Origin of the sequence: Rickettsia sp. TH2014, assembly GCF_019249195.1 — a bacterium.
Taxonomy (GTDB): domain Bacteria; phylum Pseudomonadota; class Alphaproteobacteria; order Rickettsiales; family Rickettsiaceae; genus Rickettsia; species Rickettsia felis.
Genome location: NZ_MXAX01000237.1, coordinates 1 through 2,797, shown reverse-complemented (window position 1 = coordinate 2,797; position 2,797 = coordinate 1). Strand labels below are relative to the sequence as shown.

Sequence of the window (2,797 nt, the reverse complement as noted above, 5' to 3'; positions counted from 1 at the left end):
GCAATCTCAGGAGTATTATTTCATGAGATTGCCGCGTCGCTTCGCTCCTCGCAATGACGGTTCGGGCTATGGCTGCACGCAATGACGAATAATGACACTGTACTACACATCCAAATTCACAACATTTAACGCATTAGCTTGGATAAATAATCTGCGAGGTTCGACAACGTCACCCATTAGTGTTGAGAAAACGCCCTCTGCTTCATCAACTTCCGCAACCCTTACCTGAAGCAACGTTCTTTTGGTAGGGTCAAGAGTAGTTTCCCAAAGTTGGTCGGAATTCATCTCCCCAAGACCTTTAAAACGCTGAATATTTATACCTCTTTTTCCGCATTCTATAATAGCGTTTAGCAACTGACTCGGTGTTAAAATATTGAATTCCTGATTTTTTACTATAAGCTTTAATTGCTTACTCAATATATCAAAAATTGCTAAAGCAAGCTTTGATATTTGTATAAACTCAAATGATTCCAACTGCTCTTTCAACAATATTTTACTTTCTTTTAAGCCCCTACTAAAACGGAAAAATTCTATTTTATTTTCATGTTTTAAAACTTCCCAATTAGTTTTATCAGGCGACTCTTCTAAGCTATTTAAAACATCTAAAGCTTTTTGAAGCCTTGAATCACTCTCTAGCTCAAATATTTTGTTATTAAGTAAGTCATTAATCGTAAGAATTTCGGTAATTGAACGATTAAATTTTTTGCTAGCATGATCAAGCAAACCGTTAAACTTAACTACTTTATTAATTAGCTCTTCTAAATCACCGCCTACTAACTGCTCTTTACCGTCTAGAGTTAGAGTTGCATCATTGATAGTTGATTTTATCAAATAATCTTGTAAAGCTTGCTCATTCTTTAAGTAAAGCTCAGCTGCTCCTTTCTTTACCTTATAAAGTGGTGGCTGGGCTATATATAGATAACCTTTATTTATTAGCTCAGGCATATGACGATAGAAAAACGTGAGCAATAAAGTTCTAATATGCGAGCCGTCAACATCAGCATCAGTCATAATAATAACTTTATGGTATCTGAGCTTTTCTAAGGAAAATTCTCGTTCAACACTAATCCCAAGAGCTGTAATTAACGTACCGATTTGATCTGAACCGAGCATTTTGTCAAATCTTGCACGTTCAACGTTCAAAATTTTACCACGCAGAGGCAATATAGCCTGAATTTTACTATCCCTACCTTGCTTTGCAGTACCGCCCGCAGAGTCTCCCTCAACAATAAACAATTCTGAAATTGCCGGATCTTTTGCATGGCAATCAGCAAGCTTACCGGGTAAGTTCGAGACTTCTAAGGCTGATTTTCTTCGAGTTAGCTCCCTCGCTTTCCTAGCAGCTTCACGAGCATTAGCTGCTTCCATAATCTTAGCTATAATTGCCTTTGATTCCGCCGGATGCTCTTCAAACCACTCAAGAACTTTTGTATAAACGGCATTTTCAACAACCGGCCGTACTTCGGAGCTTACTAATTTATCTTTTGTTTGAGAGGAAAATTTAGGATCAGGAACTTTAACGGAAAGTACGCAACATAAGCCTTCTCTAGTATCCTCACCGCTAAAATCATTTTTAGATTTTTTATTAAGACCCGTAGCATCAAGGTAAGAGGTAATAACACGTGTTATTGCCGACTTAAAAGCACTAAGGTGAGTTCCGCCGTCACGCTGCCTAATATTATTAGTAAAGCATAAGATATTTTCGTGATAAGAATCGTTCCAGTGCATCGCAAGCTCAAGACTTATACCGGATTCAGCATTCTCCGTATTAACTACTATACATGGATGGATAGCATGCTTTGCTCTGTCTATATATTTTACATAAGCTTCTATACCGCCAGTATAATAAAACTCTACTTCTTTAACTTCTTCAAAGCGGTTATCGACGAGTAAAATCTTTACACCTGAATTTAAAAAAGCAAGCTCTCGAAGACGATACTCTATAGTGCCGGAATCAAATTCTATATTAGTAAATGTTTCTACAGACGGAAAAAAAGTAACTTCCGTACCTTTTTTATCAATATTTTCTTTGACAACCGCAAGCGGAGCTTCTGTTATACCATTATTAAATCTAATCAAATATTCCTTGTTATTACGCCAAATACGTAATTCAAGCCACTCTGAAAGAGCATTTACCACCGATACGCCTACACCGTGCAGACCGCCTGAAACCTTGTAAGAGTTCTGATCAAACTTACCGCCGGCGTGAAGTTGCGTCATAATAACTTCAGCTGCTGATATCCCTTCCTCTTCATGAATTTCGACAGGTATACCTCGCCCGTTATCGGACACGGTTACCGAACCGTTTTTATTTAACGTTACTCGGACTAAATCACAATAACCGGCGAGCGATTCATCGATAGCATTGTCGACTACCTCATAAATCATATGATGTAGACCCGATCCGTCTCCAACATCCCCGATATACATTCCTGGTCTTTTCCTTACGGCTTCGAGACCTTTTAAAACCTTTATAGAATCAGCACCATATGATGATTCATTAAATTTTTCTTCAATTTCCGACATAATCCGACACAATATTTATTTGTTGCTAGAAACAATAAAAATAACTATAACGTAACTTATTAGAATAGTAAAGTTTCTTGATTTAAAATTAGCGAGATAGCAAAATAACAGTTTGATATCGTCATTGCGAGGAAAAATTGAAAATTTTGACGAAGCAATCTCAGGATATTCGACGAGATTGCCGCACTCCCTATGGTCGCTCGCAATGACGATATGACAATACCGAAATAATGAGATAATAAATGGGTCGTGCCTCCGTATTGCAGTTTAG

The 2,797-nt window shown here is 37.6% G+C and carries 1 protein-coding gene and 1 pseudogene; both read right to left on the bottom strand.

The features are described 5' to 3' along the window. Nucleotides 1-102: 102 nt before the first annotated feature. Nucleotides 103-2,526 carry a DNA topoisomerase (ATP-hydrolyzing) subunit B gene (gene gyrB, locus KYQ89_RS04735; RefSeq protein WP_218460632.1) on the bottom strand — a complete coding sequence of 808 codons (2,424 nt, stop codon included), beginning with the start codon at nucleotides 2,524-2,526 and terminating at the stop codon, nucleotides 103-105. A 59-nt stretch (nucleotides 2,527-2,585) separates the two neighbouring features. After that, nucleotides 2,586-2,797, bottom strand: a pseudogene (locus KYQ89_RS04730) (hypothetical protein); the annotation flags it as partial.